The 26,260-nt window shown below is 40.7% G+C and carries 21 protein-coding genes; 16 read left to right on the top strand and 5 right to left on the bottom strand.

What is annotated here, in order from left to right; translation table 11 throughout:
- Window positions 1–246 precede the first annotated feature (246 nt).
- The 12 genes from MN869_RS12665 to rdgB all read left to right on the top strand — a co-directional run bounded on the left by MN869_RS12665 (window position 247) and on the right by rdgB (window position 16,457).
- Window positions 247–2,451, top strand: a complete 2,205-nt coding sequence (locus MN869_RS12665) for a TonB-dependent receptor (protein ID WP_243307849.1) — start codon at window positions 247–249, stop codon at window positions 2,449–2,451.
- Between the two features lie 476 nt (window positions 2,452–2,927).
- Complete coding sequence (locus MN869_RS12660; RefSeq protein WP_243307847.1) at window positions 2,928–5,204, top strand: catecholate siderophore receptor Fiu; 2,277 nt, start codon at window positions 2,928–2,930, stop codon at window positions 5,202–5,204.
- Window positions 5,205–5,301: 97 nt separating this feature from the next.
- Window positions 5,302–5,985: a Fe2+-dependent dioxygenase gene (locus MN869_RS12655; protein ID WP_243307836.1), complete on the top strand. Its 684-nt coding sequence runs from the start codon at window positions 5,302–5,304 to the stop codon at window positions 5,983–5,985.
- The gene (locus MN869_RS12650; protein WP_243307834.1) at window positions 5,985–7,076 is read left to right on the top strand and encodes an alpha-hydroxy acid oxidase; all 1,092 of its coding nucleotides are present in this window, start codon (window positions 5,985–5,987) and stop codon (window positions 7,074–7,076) included. Before MN869_RS12655 ends, MN869_RS12650 begins: the two co-directional genes overlap by 1 nt.
- Window positions 7,077–7,403: 327 nt before the next feature.
- Window positions 7,404–9,683: a TonB-dependent siderophore receptor gene (locus MN869_RS12645; RefSeq protein ID WP_243307832.1), complete on the top strand. Its 2,280-nt coding sequence runs from the start codon at window positions 7,404–7,406 to the stop codon at window positions 9,681–9,683.
- A gap of 103 nt (window positions 9,684–9,786) precedes the next feature.
- Window positions 9,787–10,470 carry a Fe2+-dependent dioxygenase gene (locus tag MN869_RS12640; protein ID WP_005185091.1) on the top strand — a complete coding sequence of 228 codons (684 nt, stop codon included), beginning with the start codon at window positions 9,787–9,789 and terminating at the stop codon, window positions 10,468–10,470.
- 458 nt (window positions 10,471–10,928) lie between these two features.
- On the top strand, window positions 10,929–12,626 hold the full coding sequence (gene leuA / locus MN869_RS12635; RefSeq protein ID WP_243307830.1) for a 2-isopropylmalate synthase: 1,698 nt from the start codon (window positions 10,929–10,931) through the stop codon (window positions 12,624–12,626).
- Window positions 12,627–12,752: 126 nt separating this feature from the next.
- Window positions 12,753–13,913, top strand: a complete 1,161-nt coding sequence (locus MN869_RS12630) for a homoserine O-acetyltransferase (RefSeq protein ID WP_243307828.1) — start codon at window positions 12,753–12,755, stop codon at window positions 13,911–13,913.
- Window positions 13,913–14,506 (top strand): methionine biosynthesis protein MetW, encoded by a 594-nt coding sequence (metW, locus tag MN869_RS12625; protein WP_243307827.1) that lies wholly within the window; start codon window positions 13,913–13,915, stop codon window positions 14,504–14,506. Before MN869_RS12630 ends, metW begins: the two co-directional genes overlap by 1 nt.
- Complete coding sequence (locus MN869_RS12620) at window positions 14,503–15,090, top strand: tetratricopeptide repeat protein (RefSeq protein WP_004804208.1); 588 nt, start codon at window positions 14,503–14,505, stop codon at window positions 15,088–15,090. The genes metW and MN869_RS12620 overlap by 4 nt, the downstream gene beginning before the upstream one ends.
- 139 nt (window positions 15,091–15,229) lie before the next feature.
- Complete coding sequence (locus MN869_RS12615; protein ID WP_243307825.1) at window positions 15,230–15,820, top strand: hypothetical protein; 591 nt, start codon at window positions 15,230–15,232, stop codon at window positions 15,818–15,820.
- 13 nt (window positions 15,821–15,833) lie between these two features.
- Entirely contained in the window at window positions 15,834–16,457 is a 624-nt protein-coding gene (gene rdgB / locus MN869_RS12610; protein ID WP_243307814.1) for an RdgB/HAM1 family non-canonical purine NTP pyrophosphatase, read from the top strand.
- A gap of 17 nt (window positions 16,458–16,474) precedes the next feature.
- Here rdgB and MN869_RS12605 read toward each other — a convergent pair whose 3' ends face one another.
- Entirely contained in the window at window positions 16,475–17,362 is an 888-nt protein-coding gene (locus MN869_RS12605) for a permease (RefSeq protein ID WP_243307811.1), read from the bottom strand.
- A gap of 151 nt (window positions 17,363–17,513) precedes the next feature.
- On the opposite strand from MN869_RS12605, the gene tatA reads away from it, so the two are divergent.
- The 4 genes from tatA (at window position 17,514) to MN869_RS12585 (ending at window position 21,111) form a co-directional block, all read left to right on the top strand.
- Window positions 17,514–17,729, top strand: a complete 216-nt coding sequence (gene tatA / locus MN869_RS12600) for a Sec-independent protein translocase subunit TatA (protein ID WP_004678519.1) — start codon at window positions 17,514–17,516, stop codon at window positions 17,727–17,729.
- A gap of 12 nt (window positions 17,730–17,741) precedes the next feature.
- Window positions 17,742–18,182 (top strand): Sec-independent protein translocase protein TatB, encoded by a 441-nt coding sequence (tatB, locus tag MN869_RS12595; protein WP_243307808.1) that lies wholly within the window; start codon window positions 17,742–17,744, stop codon window positions 18,180–18,182.
- Window positions 18,179–18,943 (top strand): twin-arginine translocase subunit TatC, encoded by a 765-nt coding sequence (tatC, locus tag MN869_RS12590; RefSeq protein WP_004804196.1) that lies wholly within the window; start codon window positions 18,179–18,181, stop codon window positions 18,941–18,943. The genes tatB and tatC overlap by 4 nt, the downstream gene beginning before the upstream one ends.
- Window positions 18,944–19,125: 182 nt before the next feature.
- Entirely contained in the window at window positions 19,126–21,111 is a 1,986-nt protein-coding gene (locus MN869_RS12585) for an alkaline phosphatase PhoX (RefSeq protein ID WP_243307806.1), read from the top strand.
- Between the two features lie 257 nt (window positions 21,112–21,368).
- Here the strand turns inward: MN869_RS12585 and MN869_RS12580 are convergent, their stop codons facing one another.
- From MN869_RS12580 to MN869_RS12565, 4 genes are all read right to left on the bottom strand, one after another.
- Window positions 21,369–22,019: a hypothetical protein gene (locus MN869_RS12580; protein ID WP_243307804.1), complete on the bottom strand. Its 651-nt coding sequence runs from the start codon at window positions 22,017–22,019 to the stop codon at window positions 21,369–21,371.
- A gap of 78 nt (window positions 22,020–22,097) precedes the next feature.
- On the bottom strand, window positions 22,098–23,630 hold the full coding sequence (locus MN869_RS12575; RefSeq protein WP_243307890.1) for an alkaline phosphatase: 1,533 nt from the start codon (window positions 23,628–23,630) through the stop codon (window positions 22,098–22,100).
- Window positions 23,631–23,650: 20 nt separating this feature from the next.
- Complete coding sequence (locus MN869_RS12570) at window positions 23,651–25,243, bottom strand: alkaline phosphatase (protein ID WP_243307802.1); 1,593 nt, start codon at window positions 25,241–25,243, stop codon at window positions 23,651–23,653.
- 142 nt (window positions 25,244–25,385) lie between these two features.
- On the bottom strand, window positions 25,386–26,168 hold the full coding sequence (locus MN869_RS12565) for an NRDE family protein (protein WP_243307800.1): 783 nt from the start codon (window positions 26,166–26,168) through the stop codon (window positions 25,386–25,388).
- Between the last annotated feature and the right edge of the window lie 92 nt (window positions 26,169–26,260).

The following is a 26,260-nucleotide window of genomic DNA, read 5'->3' as shown; positions in this document are numbered from 1 at the left end:
CTTCCTCGATATTAGTTAGTAATAACAATTTTTAAAGTGCCACATTATATGACAACTTTCTGGATATACAAAATCGGATGCTAAAAAAGCACACATATTTCTCATTTTAGCCAAAATCATAGTTTTCTTAAATGAATCTTAAAACAAACGTTATTTTTTGTTGTTAGTGATAAGTATTATCACTATACTTTGCATTCTTTTTGAACAGTTGTTCTATTTTTCTCGTCCAGCTTTGGAACTCTAGTTATGAGTAAATTTAATTTGAATCCCCTTTCATTCGCATTACTTGGGGCAATGACCACTTCCGCTTTCGCAGATACGACGGCAGCGTCTGAAAATACCAACACACACCAACTTGCAACCATTGTGGTATCGGCAGCTGGTTTTGAACAAGATATTAAAAATGCACCAGCAAGTATCACAGTTATTACTGCTCAAGATTTGAAAGATAAAAGAATTAATTCGATTGCGGATGCCTTGATTGATGTAGAAGGTGTTGATATCAGCCCAACAGCAGGTAAAACGGGTGGATTAAATATCCGTATTCGGGGAATGGATTCGGAATACACACTTGTATTAGTAGATGGTAGAAGACAAAACAGCACAGGCGACATTACGCCAAATGGTTTTGGTGAATCTAATAACAGCTTTATCCCTCCAATGTCTGCAATTGAGCGAATCGAGGTAATTCGAGGGCCTGCTTCTACACTTTATGGTTCTGATGCTATGGGTGGCGTAGTCAACATTATTACTAAAAAAGTAACTGATGAATGGACAGGCTCAGTAACTTTAGAAGGCACAATTCTACCTAACTCATCTGATTTTGGTAATCAACGCTCTGCCGATGCATTTATTACAGGTCCGCTTATAAAAAACCTACTAGGTTTACAATTAAGAGGTAGAAAAGCTGAGAGAGATCAATCAAATGTTGTTAGGAAGGATGATGAGTCAACTGATGAATCATTAAGTATGGGAAATAACCCAACCAAATCAGATATTGAAACCATTGGCGCACGCTTAACTCTTACACCAACTGATAACCATGACTTGTCAGTGGAATACGAGCAAACACAGCAATGGTACGATAACAGCAAGGGACAACTCGGTACCTTAGGAGCAAATGGAGGCTATGCAGATTCTCAAGAATATAATCGTGAGAAATATATTTTGGCTCATACATGGAGAAGTGAGTTCGGTAATTTAGAGTCTAGTCTTAGTAATATTCAAACAGAAACAATTGGGCGCCTAATTCCTTCTCGCGCACAAAACGGCTCTAAAGCCATTACCCCAAGACTTCTGGAAAGTGAAGATACGACTTTTGATACTAAATTTACCACTCAACATTTCTCTGGTCATAAAATGACTTTAGGTGGTCAATGGTGGGAAGCTAATATCAAAGATGGTTTACGTGCCAATAAAGAAATATCCTTTAAACAGCTAGGTCTTTTCGCTGAAGATACATGGTCGATTACAGATAGTCTGGCACTTACACTTGGTTTACGATACGACGATCATGATACCTTTGGTGACTTCTGGACTCCACGCGCCTATTTGGTCTGGAATGCAGATGATAATTGGACATTTAAAGGTGGATATAACGAGGGCTATAAAGCACCGAGGCTTGAACGCTTAACTGATGGTATCTATAACGTTGGTGGACAAGGCCGAACTCCTCTCTTTGGGAATCCAAATTTAAAACCTGAAAAAAGTAATAACTTCGAGATCGGAACCTATTTTAGTAATGGCTCTAATTTTGATGCCAATATGACGGCTTTTTATAGCCAAGTTAAAGACAAAATCGTGACAGGAGCTATCGAAAGAACTTGTGATGCTGCCAGTAACGATGCTTTCGGAGGAAAAGTTGCCTGTGAAAACTTTATGGCAAGCGTTGGCACACCTTGGCTAATGGAAAATGGAGATACAGGGACTCGCTCGTGGAACGTTACACGACCAACCAATGCTGAAAAAGCTGAAATTTATGGAATAGAAACAGGATTTAACTGGGAATTTGTACCTGATTGGAAGTTCGGTATCAACTACACTTGGACAAACACAGAGATTAAAGATAAGAGCATTGGAAATCCACCACTTAACGATACACCTGAACATATTGCAAATGCTTCACTTAAATGGCAGGCAGATGACAATATCCAACTTTGGGCTCGTGGTGAATATCGCAGTGAACGGGCTCGCTACCTCAAAACTTATCAAAATATGAGCACTGCAGAAAAAAATGCTTACGATGCTTTGGGTGATTATAAAGAATATGCCTTATTACATGTAGGCTCTAATTTTAATATCACACCAAACTGGAACTTGGGCGTTGCTTTGTATAATGTTTTTGATAAGAATTTCAATGACTATGAGCGTGTTGGTACTAGCTATTATAACCGCTACAGCAATACCCAAGAAGGTCGTCGCGTTCAATTAAGTACAACTTTCTCTTTCTAAACACAATCTTTTCACTAGTCATTAGAAATCATCTAATGACTAGTGAAATACTCATCTAACAGACTCAACCCAAAATCAATTTTACAGAAACATTCATATCAAGATCGTCTGGCCCCACTCTCTGCCCCTTATGTTCAAATATTTGACCTTCTAAGACCCACCCTTAAATTAAATAAAAACTCAATAAAACACTTTTATATCAATATTTTAAATATATCCATCACTACATTATTATTTTGTCTAATTAACCATCATTAATACCAATTCAAGAAAATATTATTAAATTTCAAAATACTAGCCATATGCAACTCCTTACACACAAATTAAAGCTATTGATAACGATAATAATTATCAATAGACTTCGCACATATTGTTACATAGATTAACAATTAATCTACTTTTACTCCTTTTTTCTGTAAAAGTTCACTCGGTTGAAAGTTCTGTCATTCACCACTTCAATTTCAGGGGGTCTCTCAATGGCAACAATAAAAAGTCGCAAACATCTTCGTAGCACACCTTTAGTTGCACTCGCAGCAAGTTTACCTTTAGCAGTGCATGCAGCACCTAAGGAAGAAAATGTATCTAAGCTTCCAACAATTGAAGTGAATGCAGAAAATACTTATAAAGTAGATACTGTCAGCTCAGCAAAATATACTCAGCCCCTACTCGATACACCTCAAACTGTACAAGTCATAAAAAAAGAGCTTTTACAAGAACAAGGTGCAGCATCACTGATGGAAGCACTGCGTAATACCCCAGGAATTACGCTACAAATGGGTGAGAATGGTAATACCAGCGCAGGTGACACCTTCCAAATGCGTGGTTTCTCAACACAAACATCGACCTATGTCGATGGTATCCGCGATCTTGGTGCCGTTAGTCGTGATGTATTTAACTTAGAACAGATTGAAGTTGTAAAAGGCCCTTCTGGCTCTGAAGCAGGTCGTGGTGCGGCATCAGGTTATATCAACTTAGTGACTAAGTTACCAAAGGCTGAAAACAGTCGTGAAGTTTCAGCGCGTTATAATACCGCTGAAAATGCACGCTTAACCACTGACATCAATCAAGCCATTAATGAAAGCACAGCAGTTCGTTTAAATGTGATGGGGCAAAATGGCGGTGTTGAAAACCGTGATGTTCTCGAAAACAATGGCTGGGCAATTGCGCCATCGATTGCTTTCGGTCTCAATACAGACACACGTTTCTACCTATATTCTCAGCATGTTCGCCAAAATAATATTCCCGATGGTGGTATTCCTACAGTCGGAATGAAAGGCTTCTATAATGCAGATACCGATTTGAATAAGGCAAAAGAAGTTGATCGTTCGAATTACTATGGCAGTGTCAATGACTATGAAGATATTGATGCTGATATGGTAACCGCAAAAGTTGAAAGCGATTTTGGCGATAAAATAAAATTTACCAATACCTCTCGTTATGGTAAATCGCAAATGAATCGCACATTAACAGGCATTAATGCCTTAAACAAGAATGGATCAAATAATCCAGATGCATGGACGATTTCTCGCTCACATCAAGGGGTTGATCAGGAAAATAAAATTCTTGCCAATACCTCATCACTCAATGTGAATTTTAAAACAGGTACCGTCGAGCATGATCTGGTTACAGGTTTAGAGTTTTTACAAGAACAACAGATTTCTCGTACTTTATCGACACAAACACCAGGTCAAAAAGCTCCAACAACACCAGCTGCTAATTTATACAATCCAAATCATTACGATGTTATGCCAAGCCTAGTCCATACGGGTGCGTATACCGATGGTGAAACTCGAACAGCTGCAGCTTATCTATTTGACACCATTAAATTACTCAACAATCGTTTGCAGTTTAATGGTGGCGTTCGTGTGGATTATTACGAAACTGATTATGAAGCTCTTTCTGTAGCAACAGATTCAAACACGCTTGCAGTCACTAAAACACCAACCAACCTAAAAGCACATGACACTTTAGTCAGTTGGAAATTGGGCAGCTTATTTAAACCAACGGAAAACAGTAGTATTTATGCATCTTATGCAAAATCGTTGACACCACCGGGTAGTTCAAACTTTGGATTATCAGCAGAAACCACTGGTACTCAAGCAGCCAATAATGCACGCTCAAAGCCTCAAGAAACCAACCATTATGAAATTGGTGGCAAATGGGATGTATTAAAAAATAAACTGGCATTAAATGCTGCCGTTTATCACACAGAAAATGAGAACCAATTTACGCAAGATCCAATTACCTTAACTTGGCTTCAAGAAGGTAAAACACGAGTTGAAGGTGTTGAACTCGGTGTCGTCGGTCAAATTACCGATGCTTGGAATATTTCTGCGGGCGTTGCTCATATGAAAACCAAACAGAAGAATCAACAAAGTGTAAGTACAACTAATGGTGCGGTCACGACTACAGATTCAGTTCGTTGGTCACCAGAGTGGACAGCAACATTATGGACGACTTATGACATTGCTGGCTTTAAAGTGGGCTTAGGTGCACGTTATGTCGATGAATTAGTACGGGCAAATACAACGAGCAGTATTCCTAGTACTGCCCCTATCAATATGCCAAAAGTGCCTTCTTACGTTGTTTTTGATGCAATGGCAGGTTATAGCTTCAACAAAAATGCATCACTTAATCTGAATGTCTACAACTTAGCTGATAAAGACTACATCAGTGCATTAAATAATGGTGGTAGCCGTTTTGTACTCGGTCAACCTCGTTCAGCAGCATTAACGTTCAACTATAAGTTCTAAATAATTCAATCAAATTTGAAGATTGAATAGATGAACTCAGCCTGTCAGAAAAGGTATACTTTTTCGACAGGCTGTACTTTTTTGAAAGGTTTTAAATATGATGTTGCACATCCCTGAGCTGCTCAGTAAACAACAAGTGTTAGAACTACGCCAAAAAATGCAACCAGCCTCAGCATGGGTCAATGGCGCTCAGAGTGCAGGGGTGCAAGCGCAGCAAACTAAAAATAATTTACAAATCGACACCAGTAATGATGTCTATCAATCCATAAGTCAGTCTGTTCTAAATGCCTTACAACACAATCTACTGTTACGCTCAGCCGCCCTGCCCCAACACATTTTATCGCCGATGTTTAATTGCTATCAAAATCAGGGCAATTATGCCAACCACGTTGACAGTGCTGTTCAGGCGTCTGCAAAAACAGGACAAATGATTCGTACCGATGTTTCCATTACGGTTTTTTTATCTGAACCAGAAGAATACGAAGGTGGTGAGCTGATTGTTGAGGATACCTACGGCAGTCATGAAGTGAAGCTGGATGCGGGTGATGCGATTTTATACCCTTCTACCAGCTTACATCGTGTTGAACCGGTTACTCAAGGCAGTCGCATTGCCGCTTTCACTTGGATTCAAAGCATGGTTAAAGATGACTGGCAACGTACCATGCTGTTTAATTTAGATATGACTATTCTAAAACTAAGACAGCAGCTTGGCGATACAGAGGAAGTGGTTGCCTTAACCAGCCATTATCATAATTTGTTAAGACAATGGGGAATCTTCTGATGTCAGCTCTTCCGCCATTGACCACAATCCCAGCGCATCTACAAACCGTGGCAGATTACCAACAACAAGCATCTCAACACCTTGAAGAAGCGACTTGGCATTATTTACAAGGCGGTGCCATGCATGAACTGAGCGTGCAAGAAAATCAGCTCCAGTTTCAAGATATTCAGCTTATTCCACGACATTTAAATGATTTTTCTCAAGCTCATACTCGAGTCAATTTATTTGGGATGGACTACCCCCATCCAATTTTTCTTGCTCCCATTGGACATCAAGCACTTTTCCATCCGCAAGCCGAGCAAGCCACAGCACTTGCCGCTGAGTTAATGCAGAGTAATTTTGTCCTCAGTACATTAAGCAACACGCATATAGAAGCTTTAAATAAAGAGAATCCCTACAAATGGTTTCAACTGTATTGGCAAGGTGACCGAGAACAATCTTTAGCATTAATTCGGCTTGCAGAACAACACAATTACAAAGCGATCGTCATTACTATCGATGCACCCCATACAGGTATCCGTGATCGAGAGCGTAAAACCTTCTTTCAATTGCCAACTGAAATGCCACACCCACATGCCTCGACTAATTTTGAAATTGGCAATTTAGCTGCTGACGAACACCCTATTTTTCAAGGTCTAATGAAAAAGGCACCAAAATGGAAGGATATTGAATGGTTAATTAAAAATACCAAACTGCCAGTGATTCTTAAAGGTGTATTGCATCCTGCCGATGCCAAGAAAGCGGTCGAATATGGTGTTTCAGGTCTGATCGTTTCCAATCATGGTGGTCGCGTACTGGATACCACCATTCCTCCATTAATTGCGCTACAAAAAATCAGAGCAGTTGTTCCAGTCAATTACCCCCTATTCTTAGATGGCGGAATTCGTCGTGGTACAGATGTGTTTAAAGCAATCGCGCTTGGCGCATCCGCCGTACTCATTGGCCGTCCTTATATCTATGGCTTAGCGACGGCTGGGGCATTGGGTGTGGCTCATGTACTTAAAATTCTAAAAGAAGAATTCGAGATCACAATGGCATTAATGGGAACACCCTGTTTAGACGACATCGACCAAGACTATATTCATCAATGATCAAATTTTTAATTATTTTGACTTTAACAAATTGATATTCAGAAACTTTCAATATTTTGAAGACAAATCATATAAATAAAACTTCAATAAAATGATAAAAATCATAACATCAGAATTAAGCGTCAATATTTAAAACACAATCGTTTTTATAGATTAATTAAAAAAATCAACAAATTAACAACATTACTGAACAATTAAGGATGAAAAATTATTTAAGTTTCCACTGCAACAATTAGATACAATTGGAAAAACCAATCCAAAACAAATGCATATAGAAATGACAATGATTATTCTTTGCATAAATTTTTACACTCTTAGGCGTGCCCAATGTCTTTTATTAAATCACGGAAGAAGCTCGTTTCTTCTGCAATTGCATCATCACTCTCAGTCATTGCAGTACCAGCGATTGCACAAGATCAGGCAGTTCAACTACCAACGATTCATGCTCAAGCAGAAAAAGAACAAAGTCTTAAAGTAGATAAATCTGCAAATACTAAGTTTGTTGCCCCACTTTTGGATACACCAAAATCTGTTTCTGTGATTTCAAAACAACTGATTGAAGATACTCAAGTTACAACTTTAAGTGACGCACTTCGTACTGTTCCTGGCATTACATTGGGTGCTGGCGAAGGTGGTAACCCAAATGGTGACCGCCCATTTATTCGCGGCTATAACTCTGAAAGTTCAATGTATGTAGATGGTGTTCGTAGTTCAACCTCTCAAAATCGTGAAATGTTTGCGATTGAACAAGTAGAAATTACTAAAGGTTCTGCCTCTGCGCTAGGCGGTGCTGGTACGTCTGGTGGTAGTATCAACATGATTTCTAAAGTTGCCAAAAAAGGCGATGCTTTAGAAGGTTCAATTTCTGGTGGTACAGACAACTATGCCCGCATTACTTTAGACGGGAATAAAGATTTTGGTAATGGCGTTGCTGGTCGTGTAGTAGTCATGGGTCACCAAAATGAAAAAGCTGGCCAACATGATGGCGCTGAATATAAACGTGCAGGTATCGCGCCAAGTATTAGCTTCGGTTTAGATTCTGCTACTCGCGGGACTTTGAGCTACTATTACTTAAAAACAAATGATGAACCAGATTCTGGTATTCCGTATCAGTACGATACAATTAAGAAAGCAACTGCAGGTAAACCTGTAGATGTTAAACAAGGTACCTATTACGGTTGGAAAGATCGCGATTTCCAAAAACAAGAAAATCAGATCGGTACAATCAAGCTAGAACATGATTTAACCGAAAATTTGACGCTTAGCAACACAGCAGTCTATAGCAAATCTAAAAACGATTATTTATGGACTCAACCAGATGATAGCCAAGGTAACATTGTAAATGGTCAAGTTTGGCGTCGAGTCAATACCAATTTAACAAATACAGATACCTTTACAGATCAACTCGCATTAACTGGTAAATTCAACACAGGTTCAATTAAGCACAGCTTTAATACGGGTGCTGAATACTCTAAGCAAGACTCAGATCGTGGAACCAACATTGTTACCGATCCAAACACTGCTAAAATTGGCGGGAGTGGTGCAAACAATGCTTGTTCATTACCAAATTCAAATGGGTGGTGTACTAGCCTAAACAACCCTAATTCTAGTAATGCATGGTTAGGAAATATACAAAAAAATCCTAATGTCACGAATATCACCTCAAAAACTCAATCAGTTTATGTTCTAGATAACATCACCATCACTCCACAATGGTTACTTGACCTCGGTGTGCGTTGGGACAAATTTGAAACTGATATGAAGTACAATAAAGATTCAGGATCAGTCAAAGCTGGAACAAAATACAACTCAAGCAATGATTTCTTCAACTACCAGGCTGGCCTTACTTTCAAACCAGCTGAAAACGGTGCGATTTATATCAGCTATGCAACTTCTGCCAATCCTGTAGGTGTTGACGCCGGTGATGGCTCAGAAGGTATTAGCGTTCCAGGCCGGAATACAACGGATGAACAATCACGTGCGATCAATAATCTAAAACCTGAAGAGGTTAAAACATACGAAATTGGTACTAAATGGGATTTATTGAATAATAAATTAAATTTAACTGCTGCTATTTTCCGTACTGAAAAAGAAAATACACGTGCTTTAGATACTGATGGTTTCACAAGAAACATTGGTGAAACACGTGTTGATGGTATTGAGCTGGGTGCGAATGGTAATATTACAGATAAATGGGCCGTATCTGCTGGTTATACCTATTTAGACAGTGAAATCGTAGATGCTGGCTTCGTTAAAGATACTAGTGGAAAATATGTACCAAGCCCAACCAATGGCAACCAAGTTCAAAACGTCGCTAAAAATTCTGCAACCCTTTGGACAACATATAAAGTATTGCCGCAGCTTACTTTAGGTGCTGGTGCAGTTGCGATGGATAAAGTCTATGGCGATGCAGCGAATACCAAATGGGTTCCAGGTTATGTTCGCTATGATGCAATGGCTCGTTATAACGTTGATAAAAATGTTGACTTACAATTAAACATCAACAACTTATCAGACAAACGTTACTTCACTAAAGCCTATGCATCTCACTATGCATCAGAAGCTGAAGGTCGTAGCGCAGTATTATCTGTAAACTTTAAGTACTAATCCTATCAATAAAACCCATAATATATTTATGGATTTTATTTGAAAAATAGCCTCATAATGAGGCTATTTTTTATCATTCATTGTTTTCACAAAGGTAGTTACCGTGATCCACCATATTCCTAATGTATTAAGCAAAGAACAAGTTCAGTACTTTCGTGAAGAAATGGATAAAATCGAATGGGCCAATGGAAAAGTTACGGCAGGTACTCTGTCTGCTACCGTGAAAAATAATCAGCAACTGCCTGAAGACCACCCTTTAACCCACCATCTCAGCAACATCATTTTAGAAGAACTGGGCAAACATCCTCTGTTTCTCTCAGCAGCTTTACCGCTGGATATTATCCCCCCACTTTTCAATCGTTATGAAAATCAGGAATCTTTTGGATTCCATGTTGATAATTCAATTCGTCGAATTCGTGGCACTAAAGAACGCTTACGTACTGATTTATCTTGCACTTTGTTTTTATCAGAACCTGATGAATATGAAGGCGGAGAACTGGTCATTGAAGATACCTATGGTTATCACGAAGCCAAATTACCCGCGGGTGATATGGTGCTCTACCCTTCATCTAGTCTACATGAAGTCACTGCAATCAGCAGTGGGTGTCGAACGGCTTCATTCTTTTGGGTACAAAGCATGATCCGTGATGATGCTGAACGGAATATGTTATTTACATTGGATCAAACCATTCAAAATCTGCGTATGCAGCTTGGTGATACTCATCAAGAAGTGATTAAAATGACCAATCTTTATCACAACCTGATGCGTAAATGGGCTGAGCTATAATTCGTACACTTTTCAAAGCTTAGAGATAAAATTAACTTTTTTATCTCTAATTGATAAAACTACGGGAAATTTTCCCCATTAAAATTAAAATAGTGCAAAAAACAGGGAAATATTTTCCACTCATTCAAATTAAAATGTTTTATAGACCTTTGCAGTCGTCTGTATTTTCGCCTAGACTGAGTATCGTTAGATGATTAATATAACTGCAAAATTAAATACCCCATATGAATGGTAGATGATGAAAACAAATCGCGGCTTTACCCACCCGTCTCATACAACACATCTTGCTGCACTTCTCCTGATGCTGCGCCTCGCGCGCGTATAATTTTTTTCGCCTACATTTTTAGGCGCTCGATCCCCGAATTCGCTTTAAATTAATTCTTATAGACACCATATATATCTGTAGCACGTTGCCTTTTATTTGACTCAGCAACCATGCTACGACAAGGAGTTATCTCATGATGTTGGCTGACCCAAGCAAAAAATACCGCCGTATGTACCAGCGAGTGGATTTACCAGATCGTCAATGGCCGAATAATGAAATCAATCAAGCACCGATTTGGATGAGTACTGACCTTCGTGATGGCAACCAAGCGATTTTTGAACCGATGGATATGGATCAAAAATTAAAAATGTTCCACATGTTGGTTAAAATTGGCTTCAAACATATTGAAATTGGTTTCCCTTCTGCATCTCAAATTGACTTCGACTTTACTCGTAAATTGATCGAAGAAGATTTGATTCCTGACGATGTCTATATCGAAGTTTTGGTGCAAGCACGTGATCATTTGATTGAACGTACCTTTGAAGCGTTGGTTGATGCAAAGCGTGCCATTGTGCATATTTATAATTCAAACTCTCCAACCTTCCGCCAGAAAGTCTTGAATGTCGATGCCAATGGCTCAAAACAACTTGCGATTAATGCGGCCAGCAAAGTCAAAGAATATGCAGCGCAATACCCTGCCACAGACTGGATTTTCCAGTACAGTCCAGAATGTTTCTCTGCAACTGAATTAGACGTTGCCAAAGATGTCTGTGATGCGGTCACTGAAATCTGGGAAGCGTCACCAACCAATAAAGTCATCTTGAACTTGCCTGCAACAGTGGAAGTGTCTACCCCGAATGTCTATGCCGATCAAATCGAATGGATGCACCGTAACTTGGAACGTCGTGATGGGGTGATTATCTCTGTACACTGTCACAACGACCGTGGTTGTGGTATCGCTGCCTCTGAATTGGCGATTATGGCGGGTGCTGACCGTGTTGAAGGTTGCGTATTTGGTAATGGTGAGCGTACAGGTAATGTCGACGTTGCTGCGATTGCCTTAAACATGTACACCCAAGGTGTTGCACCCAACTTAGACTTCTCAAATATCAATGAAATCATTGCAACAGTTGAAGAATGTACAGGTTTACCTGTGCACCCTCGTCACCCGTATGCAGGTGATTTAGTCTTTACTGCATTCTCTGGTTCACACCAAGATGCAATTAAAAAAGGCTTCGAATTCCAGAAAAATGAAGAGATCTGGGATATGCCATATTTACCAATCGACCCAAAAGACTTAGGCCGTGACTACGATGCAGTGATTCGTGTGAATAGCCAATCAGGTAAAGGCGGTATTGCATACTTATTAGAATCAAACTACAACGTTGCCTTGCCACGTCGTGTGCAAATCGAATTCAGCCAGATCGTACAGCAGCATACCGATGAAAATGGTACAGAAATCAGTGCACATGAAATCTGGACCTTATTTGAAAATACCTATGTCGATGTGAAGAATAGCCATTATCAAACCAAGCATTATCAATTGTCGGATATCAATGGTACACAAATCATTGAATTAGACGTTGAAATTGACGGTGAAATTCAGCGTCTCCGTGGTGAAGGTAATGGCCCAATTTCAGCTATGTTGAATGCCTTACAGTTACCAATTGATGTGGTGAACTATGAAGAGCGCAGTATCAGTTCAGGTGCCAATGCCAAAGCACTTGCCTTGATTGAGCTTCAAGTGAAAGGCACAGGTAAGAGCGCATTTGGTGCAGGTGTACATGACAACATCGTAACTTCATCCATCGAAGCCATTATTGCCTGTACCAATCGTTTGATTGAACAAGGGGTATTAACCACCGATCAAGTGGCTGCAGCAGCTGTTTAGATAGGTGAAATATCACATAATCGTCAGTAAAGCTGAGTTGTAATATCAGAAAAAATGACTTTTGAAAGGATACCTGAATTGGTATCCTTTTATTATTAATGATTTATTATAGGGCGAATCATTCCAGTGTCTTTTCCATCGGATTCAGTGGGCGTAGTCACACCACAAAAGTTTCACTTTGAACAACCGTTAGAACTTGAATGTGGCCGAGTATTGCCGCGTTTCGATTTAATGGTTGAAACCTATGGAACACTCAATGCAGATCAATCCAATGCCATTCTGATTTGCCATGCGCTGTCAGGACATCACCATGCGGCAGGCTATCATCATGAAGATGACAAAAAAGCAGGCTGGTGGGACAGTTGTATTGGCCCAGGAAAAGCCATTGATACCAATCACTTCTTTGTCGTTTCCTTAAATAATATTGGTGGATGCAGTGGTTCAACCGGCCCTACTTCACCGAATCCAGAAAATGAAAATCGTCCCTATGGTCCAGACTTTCCACTCGTTACCGTGCGAGACTGGGTGAAAACCCAAGCCATGTTGTCAGACCGTTTAGGCGTTAAAGTTTGGTATTCTGTCATTGGTGGCTCTCTGGGTGGCATGCAAGCCTTACAATGGTCTTTGGATTATCCAGACCGATTACAAAAATGCGCCATCATCGCCAGTGCACCCAAATTATCAGCCCAAAATATTGCCTTCAACGAAGTTGCACGCCAATCGATTCTTTCCGATCCCGATTTCCATCATGGACGCTATCTTGAAAATGACAGTTATCCAAAACGTGGTTTGATTTTGGCGCGTATGGTCGGTCATATCACCTACTTGTCGGAAGAAGCCATGAAACAAAAATTTGGTCGCGATTTAAAATCGGGCAAATTTATGTATGGTTTTGATGTCGAATTCCAAGTGGAAAGCTATTTGCGTTACCAAGGCGAACAATTTAGCCGCAACTTTGATGCAAATACTTACTTGATTATGACTAAGGCTTTGGATTATTTTGACCCTTCTCGGGAATATGAGCATTCGTTGACGAAGGCAATGAGTCAACCGAAGTGCCAATTTTTGGTGATTTCATTTACCACAGACTGGCGTTTTAGTCCAAGCCGTTCTCAAGAACTGGTGGATGCTTTGATTGATAATCATAAGCCTGTCAGCTACTTAGATATTGATGCTGAACAAGGCCATGACTCGTTCCTATTCCCTATTCCACTGTATGTGAAAACGCTACGCGCATTTTTAGGTGGAGAACAACAGTTGCAATCGACATCGCAGGAGCAGCATTAATGCGTATAGATCAACGACTCGCCGAAAAATGGATTAACCCGAACTCTAGCGTGTTAGACTTAGGCTGCGGTGATGGTGAATTGCTGGCTCATATGAGCAAACAGCACAATATTCGTGCCTATGGTCTAGAAATTGATCAAGAAAAGATTGCAATTGCCGTCAGTCGGGGGTTAAATATTATCCAACAGGACTTAAACCTTGGTTTAAGCCGTTTTGCCGACCAGTCTTTTGACTCTGTGGTCATGGCACAAGCTTTGCAAGCTGTAGATGCACCCGATGTATTACTTCGTGATATGGTGCGTGTCGGCAAACAGGCCATTATTACTTTTCCAAATTTTGCATATTGGAAGACACGCTCTTTTCTTGCATTGAAAGGGAAAATGCCTGTTTCGGAAGCTTTACCGTATATGTGGTATAACACCCCGAATATTCATTTATGTACTTTCCGTGACTTTGAAGCCTTATGTGCTGAGAATCGGATTAAAATTATTAATCGACTTGCCGTTAATGGTGACCAACAAGGTAGTGTGCTCAGTAAGCATATGCCGAACCTATTTGGTGAAGTCGCAATTTATCGAGTGAGCGCTCTATGAAAAAGACATTAATCAGCACATTTTTATTTGGTCTGATCAGTATACAAGCGCACGCTGACTATGTTGCTCAACCTCAATCGGTTGCAACACAGGCAGCGCGATATTCAGTGATGGGTATCAATGAACTACAAAGCGCAGCAAAATCTGGTCAAGCTGGGGCACAGTTTTACTTAGCAACCCGTTACCAGTTTGGTAAAGACGTTGCTAAAGACGAAAAACAAGCATTTTCTTTATTCAAAGCAGCAGCAGATCAAGGTTTATCTGCAGCACAATTGAATGTTGGCCGTATGTATGCCGATGGTATTGGCGTAAAGAAAGACGATGCTTTAGCGCGTAAATATTTCGAGAAAGCAGCAAGCAATGGTGACAATCGTGCCAGCTTCAATCTTGCAATGATGGAAGAGCAGAAGAAAAACTTTGTCGGGGCTTATCAGTGGTATGAGCTTTCAACCCGCGATGGTATGTTGGACACCAAAGTAATCAGTCTTTCTGAAGGTAAGAAAACCGCGTTGGCTGCAAACTTAACTCAAGATCAGATTCGTACTGCACGTGACCGTGCTGATAAATGGATTCAAGCGCAATAATCTTGCTTAGATCTATTGAGTGATTTTAAAAACCGACTTGTAAGAGTCGGTTTTTTATTACGATAATCTTGGTCTATATCGAATAAAAACCCTAAGCTAATTTGCTGATAAGACAATAAGTATAAAGATGAGAAAATTAATGCTTAATAGAAATGAATTTAAACTGTCAATTTATATAAGTCTTTTCTTTATAGTGAGTAGCATCATTATATTTCAGTTGCTAAAGCCATTCTTTTTTGATCGTTCTCAAATATTAACTTTATCGATTCAAATTACTTCTTATAAAAATGGCTATACACAAAGCGATTTCATGAAAGAGTTAGAAAAGTTAAATTCAACTGCTTATGCGAAATATGAGTCTGATTACTTTTTCCCATTTATCACAACCCATCTACAACGTGAAACGATCTTAATGCTACCAGTATTCAGAAAAAATACAGATGCAGAAATCAGTGAAATATCATCAAAGTCAAATAATCAGTTTCATTATCATCTTCCTTTTTACTCCCAAGAGCATTTTTATCCCATCGCGTATATCAGCCTCGATTTCCCTTTAATTTTTGGAGGTATTACTTTTGATTGCAAAAGCAAGCACCCACAACAGACATCTTTGATTGAAACAGAAAACTATACCGCCCAAATCATTTTCAATCGAAAAAATGCACTATTCATTCATATTCATAATTCAGCTATTTCATTCAAGAAATACGTTAAAATATGCAAAATTTAGATAGGTTTAACTCATGTCTACTCAATCATGGCTCAACCAAGGCAGCCTTGTGCTTGCAAGTAATAACAAAGGTAAAGTGGTCGAATTTGAACATCTCTTTCAACAACTAAATCTACCTGTCGAGATTATTCCTCAAGGTAAACTCGATATTGAAGATGCGATTGAAGACGGTCTTAGCTTTGTTGAAAATGCCATTATCAAAGCACGCCATGCCTCTAAACTTTCAGGTAAACCTGCGCTAGCAGATGACTCTGGACTGTGTGTCCCGATCTTAGGTGGTGCACCTGGGATTTACTCAGCACGCTATGCGGGTGAACATGGTCATGATGCTGCCAATAACCAAAAACTGTTGGCTGATCTTGAACCTTTACGTAAAGAGGGTGAAGCGATTGAAGGCATGTTTGTTTGTGTTTTGGCGCTGGTCACGCATGCAGAAGATCCACTGCCACAAATTTTCCAAGGCATCTGGAAAGGTGAGATTTTAGCAGCAGCACGTGGTGAAAATGGTTTCGGTTATGACCCTTTATTCTGGCTACCAGAACACAATGTTTCGAGTGCTGAACTGAGCAAAGCTGAGAAAAATAAGATCAGCCATCGCGGTCAAGCCATGCAGCTGTTTAAAGCCAGTTTGGTTTAAAACCCTAAAGTGCTCTCCTATATGAGGGCACTTTTTATATGCAGCAATAGACCATAGATTACAATCACCACACAGCTCACAATCGTTCCCGCAGCAATATAGCGAGCTGAAATGCCCGTACCTTGGTAATGCGTTTCCAAAGCAACAATATTAGCGGCAGGAGGTAAACAAAATAAGAAAAACAGTACAGGGAGCAATGATTCAATCTGCGGAATCGCAATAAAATAATAGGTCAACGTACAAATTATGATGCCACACAAGAGTTTGAACATTAAGGTTCGCGTACTCAGTAGCAAATCAGCCAGATGTACCCGAGTATGTCTCAGCCACATGCCTAAAATACACATGCCCGCAAAGCTCATCCCAAATTTGGCAATATCATACAGCCCCTCTAGAACAAAATTATCCTGCAAACGATGAATACCCAACAGCCATAGAATCAGGGCTGCAAACAAGGCCAATACTGGTGGCGACTTAAGAACTTTTTGCAGGGTCGTTAAATAATTCGTTGGTGCTTCAGAAACAGCAGACACTGCCCAGATATTGCCAAACAGCGACCCCCCAATATACAGCGCGATCATGGCACCACTGACCTGCTCACCAAATAAGGCGATGGCAAATGGAAAACCCAGCCAGCCAATATTGCTATAACTTACACAGAGTGCTTGTAAGCGATCCTTTGAGAAGTGAAAAAAACTATAAAATAGAAGAATCGATGTAATGAAACTAAATCCCATCAGTGCAAAGCTACCGGCCTGATAAAACACCATGTTGTAGACAATCACCACAGGAATAAATAAGCGTGCCAATAAGGAAGCTAAGATTTTCTTCGCCTGTTCCGCGACTTTGAATTGAGCAAGCAACAGCCCGAAAATAAAGGCACTGATGGGGAGAATAAAGGTCATGTCGATCTGTTTTTATCATGTCTGATATGTTGCTTATGCTAGCACTATTTACCGTTGGGTAAATGTGTTGTCTTAAAACTGCAATATAAGTGTCACATCTTTGTCATGGCAAGCTGTTGAGATATATCCAAAGTTTTATAGGAATAGAATGATGGCTGGTTTATCAATTTGGCACGTACTGATTTTTGCAATTGTAGTGATTCTACTGTTCGGTACATCGAAGCTAAAAAACCTCGGTAAAGACGTTGGCGGCGCTGTCAAAGATTTCAAAAAATCAATGAAAGAAGAAGAAGCTGCGACACCTTTAAATGAACCTCGCACCATTGATGCTCAAGTTAAAAATACTGAAAGCTCAGTAAAAAGCTAAGCGAGCACGACTATGCTGAATTTGGGAATGACTGAAATCTTTTGCTTTGCTGTGATTGCATTGCTGGTGCTCGGTCCTGATAAATTGCCAGAAGCTGCGCGGTTCGTAGCGAAATGGTATGGAAAAATTAAAAAGTTTATCAACAACATTCAGAACGAAATTGATCGAGAATTACGCCTTTCTGAGTTCCGCGAAGAAATGCAAAAAGAAATTGATAAAATCACTGAACTTGAACGCAGGATGCAACAACAGTTAGACGCGCTTAAAAATACACAAACGCCTTCTGAAGTTGAAGAAGTAAAAACTGAGACTAAAGTCCCAATCATCTACACGCTTTTTTCTCAGCAAATGACCATTCCTTTCAGTCTTGAATATCAAAAGCAGTTACCTTTCAAACCTGAGCCGAAGCTATCGACTCAACAGTTTGATACAGAATTAAAGATTGCCGTATGAGCCAATTACCATCAACTTCAGTCACTACTGATGAACCCTTACAGCAAATGCCTGTGATGCAGCATTTGATTGTGCTGCGCCAATATCTATTTAAGATTGTTGGGGTCACGATTTTTCTTTTCTTCTGCTTATTGCCTTTTAGAAATACCACCTATCAATGGCTGTCTGAGCCATTAAGACAGCAGCTACCTGCAACCTCCACCATGATTGCAACCGATGTCACTGCAACATTTATGGCACCGTTTAAGCTGAATTTATTTGTCGCGTTTATGCTGGCAATGCCCTATATCATTTATCAGATCTGGTCATTCATCAAACCAGCACTGTATGAAAAAGAACGTCATTTGGCCATTCCCCTGTTATTAGGCAGTATTGTGCTATTCTATTTAGGTGTGGCATTTGCTTATTTCATTACCTTGCCTGCGATTTTGCATTTCTTTATTAGCGTTTCCCCAGAAACAGTTGCACCCATGACAGACATCAACAGCTATCTCAGCTTCTGTCTAAAATTGTTCTTGGTGTTTGGTTTTACCTTTGAAATCCCAATTATTACTTTAGTTTTGATTTTAATTGGCGTGGTCAGCACCCAAACACTGATCGAAAAGCGTCGCTTCATCGTCGTCGGGTGTTTCTTTGTCGCGATGTTTGTCACACCACCCGATGCCTTGTCGATGATCATGCTGGCAGTTCCGATGTGGATGCTATTTGAATTGGGCTTATTATTTGGAAAAATACTGGAAAAAAGAAAAGCATCTGCTTAACTTGAATACTTGACAAATCTCCGAAATTCATCGGAGATTTTTTATTACAACCTTATATTTATTAACTAGTTATAAAATAAAAAATGTCTTCAAACTGCCTTCAAACTGTCAGAAAACTGTCATCTCCGCTTCATAGAATCGATCAGGATTTATTTATCATATATTACAGATACGGATTTACTATGACAGCCAATACCAATCAGCCAAGTCGTCGTGATATTTTAAAATGGTTCGCGGGTGTTCCGTTTTTACCACTAGGGGCAATGGGCACAGCAGCAGCTTTAACAGGTTGCAATGATGACAACGATAATAACGTTGTTACACCACCAGCAAAACTGGTTAAATTTAAAAATGCCAAATTTACACCAATGGCTGCTCCATCAACCACAGCAGAAATGGCCACCACTTCTGTTAAATCAAGTTTAACAGTGACTTGGGAAGACAATACCAGTACTGAATATAAATTAGGTTATCAAGAATTTTTCCGCACGGGTATGGAAGTTGACAATATCAATGGCGGCAAAATTATCGCAGGTAGCTATTACGACATTAACAACAAAGCGATCAGAGATACATCGGTGGCAGGTCAAGAACGTCAATTCTTCTCTGACTGCCCAGATGGCTCTTCAATGATCCATCTCAAAGATGCAAAAGTTGACGGTGTCAACAACCCTGTGTTCCATGTGGTTCAGTTTGAGTACACCACACAAAACTTGGCCAAACAAAGTATGTATGGTCAGTTGCCATCTCCGATTGCAGTATTGACCTTAGAGCAAGATCAAAAAACTGGACATCTTGCATTGAAAAAATACTTCAATGTCGATATGTCTAAAGTCCATGGTCTATGGATTACTTGTGGTGCTAGCCTTTCACCTTGGAATACACACCTTTCAAGTGAAGAATATGAGCCAGATGCTTTTGATCAAATTGGTAGTACCTTAGCAACATTAAGAGCCTATAGTAAAAACCTGTATGGCAATGAAAATACAGCCAATGTCTATAACTATGGTCATTTACCAGAAATCATTCTGGATGGTAAAGGTCGTGGTACTGCAGTTAAGCACTACTGCTTAGGCCGTATTTCACATGAGCTGATTCAAGTCATGCCAGACAACCGTAGCGTGATCATGGGTGATGACTATACCAACGGTGGCTTCTTTATGTTTGTTGCAGATAAAGAAAAAGACTTATCTGCTGGGACGCTATACGTTGCAAAGTACACTGCTGAGCTGAATGAAACGTCTACAGCACCAATTAAATGGATCAAACTGGGTCATACCGACAGTAAAACCATTGAAGACTTGGTCAATGTTCGTGGCATTAAAGCTGAAAACATTATGGAGAGCTTAACCACCGCACCTGCAGACTTAACCGGTTATACGCAGATTGTATTGGATAAGAAAACACTCTGGATCAAGTTAAAAGAAGCCAATAACGGTTTCAGCAAAGCAGAAATCGAATTAGCTGCTGCCTTCCTCGAAACGCACCGTTATGCTGCCCTTAAAGGCGGTAGTATGGCATTCACCAAGATGGAAGGAACTACCGTTAACATTAAGGATAAGGTGGCTTATTCTGCACTTGCCAATATTCAAGACTCGATGATCGAAGGTAAATCAGGCTGGGTTGCTGCACACAATGTTAAATTCAAGAGCACACTGAAAGCTGGTGGTGTACTTGCGCATGATCTGAAAGGCAGCCAAGTTGACCACCTAAACAATGTGATCAATAGTGAATGGACGCCTTACCAAAGCCATATGGTTCTGATGGGCAAAGACATTCCTGTGGATAGCTTGGGCAATACCGCTGATCCAAATAACATTGCCAGCCCAGATAACCTGAAATTCTCTGAAACGTTACGTACTTTGTTCATCGGTGAAGATAGCGGTAACCATACCAATAACTTCCTTTGGGCTTATAACGTTGAAACCAAGTCTTTAGACCGAATTCTGTCTACACCAGCGGGTGCAGAATCTACTGGTCTACATGCGGTTGACTCAGTGAATGGCTGGACCTATATCATGAGCAACTTCCAACATGCAGGTGATAGCTCAAGTCTTCCTGCTGATTTAAAAGCAAAAGTTTTAGCCAACTACAATGGTGGTTATAGTGCTAGTGTTGGCTATATCACCGCTGATCCTGTTGCACCATCAATTGAGAAAAAAGCTTAAATCCAAGCTTTAAGCCCAAAAAGAAAATGTCGACAAAGGTCGGCATTTTTTATTCAACCAAGCAATCTCTCCCTGCACTCTTTACCACTGGTTTTTACCCCAAAGAAAACCACAGCAAACAATCGCTTTTATTTCGATTGCTTAAGTTGCCTGAAGGGAGATGAGCGATATCTGTTGTCTATTTTCACTACTTTTCTTGTTATAAAAAAAGCCCCTTTAAAAAAGGAGCTCAATTCAGCCAATCCAACTTTATGCAATTAATCACCAAAGTCAGAATAATCTTTGCTGGTAAATTTACTGTAGCTTTTCCAAGGTTCTGCAATATTAACCTGTTGGATATTGGCTTTCAAAATGTCATAACGCAAGCCATCTAGACTGCGCACCTCCACTCGTTTAGCAATGTTATTGCGATTATCCCATTCGATGCTCATTTTATTTTTCTTATTCTGGCTTTCATACCAAGTGCTGTTGCCGTCTTTTTTCTTGACAGTCATGCCCTTTAAGCTTTTAGGGTCAATCAATGAATACACACAGTTCCAACAGTTGCTGAGCCCTAACATATCGACATCGGCATCTTGTAAATGCACAACAGTTTTATCTTCCATCAACACCAAATTGAGTTTGGGCTGTTTTTTCTGATCAATAAAATAATGCTGAGCTGCTTCAGCTAAATCCAAATGTTTATGCCCACCCTTTTCATGCCCATGTTGGTGATGTTTAGGCAGTACACGTTCAATCCAGATATTCTGGGTATTACGATACATGCGCTCCTGAAACACACTGGTACGTGTCACACCATCATTGCCAATGCTTTGGGTCTCACGGGTAATATTGGCACTTAATACTGGGGCTGCATGCAAAGACGTCATTCCCACGCTCAGTAATACCGCACTCATCACTAGACGCATGTTATTTCCTACATAAAAAAACCTCAGTCATAGTGACTGAGGTTTTTTGCAATATGATGAAAATATTGAATAAAGCGTTTATTTAAAACCAAATGCTTCTTTTAACTTGCTAAATACCCATGCATTTTCACGCGTGCCTTTAAACACTTGTGAGCCCGCGCCTTCAGCAAATAACAGTACATCACCACCACCATGTGTTTCAGAACCAGGATTGCCTAGTTTGACTCCAACCTCTTGTAAGTAGTCATCTGCAGCTGCGTCATTGTCAGTAATATCAATACGCGATGTTGGACGTGGTCCGCCACCATTACCAAACACCAAAGTGGTTGAAGTTTTACCATTCACATCCAGATTCGGGGCATGCTTTTTACCATCAGCCAATACACGTGTGCGCGCATCGGTCGCTTTGGCTTCTTGATAGCTATAGCTCAAACCCAAAATACCTGGGTTAGTAGTTGTAGTTTTTCCAGTACGCGCGGTATAGCCATTAAAGGTCATAGTGTGGTCATGATCCGCAGTCACCACGATCAATGTATTTTTTAATTCAGGATCAGTTTTCTTGATTTTATCCAATGCCGTCTTAATCGCATTATCAAAAGCAATGGTGTCTTGCAATGCACGTTTGGCATTGGTGCCATGTAAAGCATGGTCAATACGTCCGCCTTCCACCATCAAGAAAAAGCCTTTGCCCGCAGTATCTTGTGCTTGTAGCAGGTCAATTGATTTTGCAGTCATTTCAGCCAAACTTGGTTGGTTTGGTGCTGTTCGTGCTCGGTCTAAATCGTATTCCAAATGTGAGGTTGCTGAATAAAGACCGATGTATTTTTTATTCAATGGTGCTGCATCCATCTCTGCTTTGGTCGCACCAACAGTGTAGTTTTTGGCTTTTAATTCATTCAGTAGGTTACGCCCATCAATACGCCCCTTCTTGTTATCCGCCGCATTATAAGGGGTGAAATGATTGCGCCCGCCACCCATCAATACATCAACGCCATCTAACAGTTTAGTGTTATAACCGGCACCGCCAGGGATCACCTGACGTGCAATCTCAAACTGTGCATTACGATTACACACATGAGAGAAGGTCGCAGCAGGCGTTGCATGGGTCAATTCCGTGGTGGTAATGGCACCGACTTTCTTGCCGTTGGCTTTGGCAAGTTCAAGTATTGTCTCTGCTGGACTACCCGCTGCGACACTTGAACCTGGGGTTGGGCAATTGTTAATGGCATTGGATACTGTGTTCTTTCCATCTGTCCATGTACTTGGTTCGACTGCAACGGTGCCTGGCGTCATCCCAATCACTTCATTGCGGGTTTTCTTGCCCGTCATATAAGCCGCCATTGATGGTGCACTGTCGGTGGTTTGACCATCTTCTGAATAGGTCTTGATGCGTACGGTACGGCGTAAGGTGTCCATGGTTAATTTGCCGGACTCACCATAAGCATAAATACGACTTGCGGTCACCGTGGTTGGCCCCATCCCATCACCCAAGAAGAAAATGATATTCTTGGCTTCACCTGCAGCTTGTGCGCCAGTGCTTGCAGCAACTAATGCAACAGTTAAAACAGATGCTTTCATACCGAACTGACCTAATTTAAATTGTTTTAACATCATCGTTCTCCAGTCTGTTGTTATTTATCTAGGCCAATGGCTTTGCGAACTAAGTTAAATACTTCGATGTTTTCAAGGCTACCGTGGAAGTTATCTGAACCTACACCAATGGCACCAAGGAAGACATCAGTACCACCATGTGTTTCACTATCCGCAAAACCGGTTTGCACCACAGCTTCTTGCTGGAAGTCATCGGAAGCTGTACCTGTACACCAACCTTCTTTATCAATATCCGTACCACGACTATCGGTAAATTTACCCGCTGGACCAGTTACTGGATTACAGCTGTCGTTATCGACTAAGCCGCCACGTGCTTCGATACGATCATTGTCTAAACGTTTTTTACCTGTGCCGAAGCCAATAATTGGGTATGGGTTACCATTCACATCGGTAGAATATCCAGCTTTGTTATAGCTTTTCACTAGACCGAGGACACTGGTCTCACCACCCTTCACATACTTACCTGTACGTTTCGCATAGCCATTCAAGACCATAGTGTGGTCATGGTCAGCGGTGACCACAATCAAGGTATTCTTGAGTTCAGGATCGGTTTTTTTAACTTTATCAATTGCAGCTTTAATTGCATTATCAAAGGCAACGGTGTCTTGTAATGCGCGTTTCGCATTGGTGTCATGCAGTGCATGGTCAATACGGCCACCCTCAACCATCAAGAAGAAGCTTTTGTTTTTTGCTTGTAGAACATCAATGGCCTTGGTGGTCATATCAGCAAGACTTGGCTCATCAATTTTCTTATTGGTACGATCCAAGTCATAGTTCATATGGCTGGCATTGAATAAGCCCAATAATTTCTTGGTTTTGGTTGGATCAATTTTGGTTAAATCACTTCCGCTTGAAACAAAGCTATAACCTTGGTCTTGCATTTCTTTAACCAGATCACGACCATCAGCACGTTTACCACCTGCAACAGTCGTCGGTTTAAACTGGCGTAAACCACCGCCCAACACCACATCCACACCATCATTAAGTTTGCTATTGTACGCGCCCCATCCCGTGCCTTTACCTGCAGGAACAAGCTGTGCCGCAATATCGTTCTCAGCATCACGATGGCACACATGCGCATAGGTCGTGGCAGGTGTTGCATGGGTAATACGGGTTGTCGTAACCAGCCCAGTGCCCATGCCTTGCGCTTTAGCAAGTTCAAGCAATGTTTCTGCTGGTTTCTTGCCTTTATTGGCTGCAACATCGTCACAGGTACTGGTACCATCTGCTTTCGGTGGGGATGCGATGGTGCCTGTCTGCATGGAAATGACTTCATTATTCATTTTCACGCCCGTCATATAGGCTGCCATAGATGGCGCACTGTCTGTCACTTGACCATCTTCTGAAAAGGTACGAACAAATGCGGTTTCTGGGAGCGTATCAATGGTCAAATCACCATCCTCCCCTACAGAGTAAATACGCGATGCAGTTAAGGTGGTAATCCCCATACCATCGCCTAAAAAGAAAATTACATTTTTTGCCGTTGGTGTTTTTGGTACTTCTGTTTCGTCATTATTATCACTATTGTTACAAGCAGTCATTCCAGCTGATAAGACTGCCATTAAACTGACCGCCAATAGCTTTTTGGAAAAGCTCGTCTTCGATAAGAACATAGAATATCCCCAGATGTATTGTTTGGACGTAACTTGATTGGCTACACCATAACAATGCTGGGTGACCCTTTTATGTCACCTTGATGACAGTATTATTTCATCTTGTTGTTTTATATAGATAATTACGTTATAACATATCAATCTAAAGATTCAAATTGACGTGTAGATCAATCACCTGTCCCTGCTGTTCTCCCTGTTGAGATTTCTCTAGCCATTGCCATTGGGTGTCCGTCAATCTTAAAAAATTAGAGCATCGTGTCCCATAAATTGGACTTTGAATAAAGGTGGACGACAATAAGGCTTCCATCTCTGGATTGATTCCTGTATCGGGTAACAGATTGGCGATGACTTTACGCTCATCTTCCAAAATATCCCAAGCGGCGGCATCAATTACTGATTCAGTCATTTGTGTTTGTTGCAACATCGGTAACAACTCTTGGGTAAAGCGCTGACGCAAATGTTTGGTTTTCTCCCAGTCTTCCGACATGAGGCCATTGGAGACCACATATACCCCATTGGCAAGCACTTGTGGGGCTTCACCTCGGTTACTCATATAAACGGCTTGGCTTCGATCCCCTACAAATAAATTAAAGCCTGCGTAGTCCTGCTGCCTTTGTTCCAGTTGTTGGGCAAAACGGATGGGGGCTAAATCACTTTCTAAAAAAGATTGAATCAAGTGCCCTCGAGACGTGGTATAGGCATTTTGATCTCGACCATTGCGAAAATTGGTGACAATCGCCCAACGGCCTGATGCTGTGACCCCCATCCAAGTCCCTCCCGATTGCAAATCCTGTCCCGCCACAATGCTACTGTTTTGCCATACATGTAAGGCAGCACTGGGGCGATGATAAAATTCATCCCGATTTGAAATTAAACACAGCGGTATCTCATCCAGCACCTGCCATGCAAAAGCGACAATACACATAAATCCTTTTCCCCCATGTTTTGGGACATTGATCTTTCACATTGAATGTACAACATTTTTCACATCATTCCGCTACAATCTGCTCAAAATAT

Source organism: Acinetobacter sp. NIPH1876 (genome assembly GCF_022808535.1).
Taxonomy (GTDB): domain Bacteria; phylum Pseudomonadota; class Gammaproteobacteria; order Pseudomonadales; family Moraxellaceae; genus Acinetobacter; species Acinetobacter higginsii.
The sequence above is the reverse complement of the archived record's forward strand: the minus strand, read 5'-3'. Positions and strand labels throughout refer to the sequence as shown.

Coding starts and splice junctions, on each gene's coding strand:
- MN869_RS12665 (WP_243307849.1), top strand. CDS start 247: ATGAGTAAATTTAATTTGAATCCCCTTTCATTCGCATTACTTGGGGCA.
- MN869_RS12660 (WP_243307847.1), top strand. CDS start 2,928: ATGGCAACAATAAAAAGTCGCAAACATCTTCGTAGCACACCTTTAGTT.
- MN869_RS12655 (WP_243307836.1), top strand. CDS start 5,302: ATGATGTTGCACATCCCTGAGCTGCTCAGTAAACAACAAGTGTTAGAA.
- MN869_RS12650 (WP_243307834.1), top strand. CDS start 5,985: ATGTCAGCTCTTCCGCCATTGACCACAATCCCAGCGCATCTACAAACC.
- MN869_RS12645 (WP_243307832.1), top strand. CDS start 7,404: ATGTCTTTTATTAAATCACGGAAGAAGCTCGTTTCTTCTGCAATTGCA.
- leuA (WP_243307830.1), top strand. CDS start 10,929: ATGATGTTGGCTGACCCAAGCAAAAAATACCGCCGTATGTACCAGCGA.
- metW (WP_243307827.1), top strand. CDS start 13,913: ATGCGTATAGATCAACGACTCGCCGAAAAATGGATTAACCCGAACTCT.
- MN869_RS12620 (WP_004804208.1), top strand. CDS start 14,503: ATGAAAAAGACATTAATCAGCACATTTTTATTTGGTCTGATCAGTATA.
- MN869_RS12615 (WP_243307825.1), top strand. CDS start 15,230: ATGCTTAATAGAAATGAATTTAAACTGTCAATTTATATAAGTCTTTTC.
- rdgB (WP_243307814.1), top strand. CDS start 15,834: ATGTCTACTCAATCATGGCTCAACCAAGGCAGCCTTGTGCTTGCAAGT.
- MN869_RS12605 (WP_243307811.1), bottom strand. CDS start 17,362: ATGACCTTTATTCTCCCCATCAGTGCCTTTATTTTCGGGCTGTTGCTT.
- tatA (WP_004678519.1), top strand. CDS start 17,514: ATGGCTGGTTTATCAATTTGGCACGTACTGATTTTTGCAATTGTAGTG.
- tatB (WP_243307808.1), top strand. CDS start 17,742: ATGCTGAATTTGGGAATGACTGAAATCTTTTGCTTTGCTGTGATTGCA.
- tatC (WP_004804196.1), top strand. CDS start 18,179: ATGAGCCAATTACCATCAACTTCAGTCACTACTGATGAACCCTTACAG.
- MN869_RS12585 (WP_243307806.1), top strand. CDS start 19,126: ATGACAGCCAATACCAATCAGCCAAGTCGTCGTGATATTTTAAAATGG.
- MN869_RS12580 (WP_243307804.1), bottom strand. CDS start 22,019: ATGCGTCTAGTGATGAGTGCGGTATTACTGAGCGTGGGAATGACGTCT.
- MN869_RS12575 (WP_243307890.1), bottom strand. CDS start 23,630: ATGTTAAAACAATTTAAATTAGGTCAGTTCGGTATGAAAGCATCTGTT.
- MN869_RS12570 (WP_243307802.1), bottom strand. CDS start 25,243: ATGTTCTTATCGAAGACGAGCTTTTCCAAAAAGCTATTGGCGGTCAGT.
- MN869_RS12565 (WP_243307800.1), bottom strand. CDS start 26,168: ATGTGTATTGTCGCTTTTGCATGGCAGGTGCTGGATGAGATACCGCTG.